Origin of the sequence: Corallococcus sp. AB049A, from assembly GCF_003668885.1 — a bacterium.
GTDB classification, from domain to species: Bacteria; Myxococcota; Myxococcia; order Myxococcales; family Myxococcaceae; genus Corallococcus; species Corallococcus interemptor.
This window is the reverse complement of the sequence record NZ_RAWL01001453.1, coordinates 1-386: the sequence shown is the minus strand read 5'-3', so window position 1 is coordinate 386 and position 386 is coordinate 1. Positions and strand designations below refer to the sequence as shown.

Annotated in this window: 1 protein-coding gene; it reads right to left on the bottom strand. The window is 67.9% G+C overall.

Annotated elements, in window-relative coordinates:
- A partial coding sequence (locus tag D7X55_RS47440) for a PfkB family carbohydrate kinase (RefSeq protein WP_199747508.1) occupies positions 1-386 on the bottom strand: 386 nt, incomplete at both ends.

Sequence of the window (386 nt, the reverse complement as noted above, 5' to 3'; positions counted from 1 at the left end):
GCATTGGCCAGGCTCAAGCCGTTGCACAGTTGCGCGGCGATGGCCGAGGCCAGCGTGCAGCCGGTGCCATGTGCGTCCAGCGGCAGGCGGGCATGGATGAATTCTTCGCTGCTGACGCCGTCGAAGTAACGATCGATCACGCGGTTGCCTTCCTGCAGATGGCCACCTTTGAGCAGCACCGCACCTGCACCCAGGTCGAGCAGGGCGGAGGCCGCCCGTTCGGCGTCATCGCCGTTGCCGATCTTCCGTCCGACCAGCAGCTCTGCTTCCGGCGTGTTCGGGGTGATCAGCGTGGCCAGCGGGATCAGCCGCTCGCGCATCGCCTGCAGGGCGCTGTCTTCCAGCAGGCGCGCGCCGCTGGTGGCGACCATCACCGGGTCCAGCAC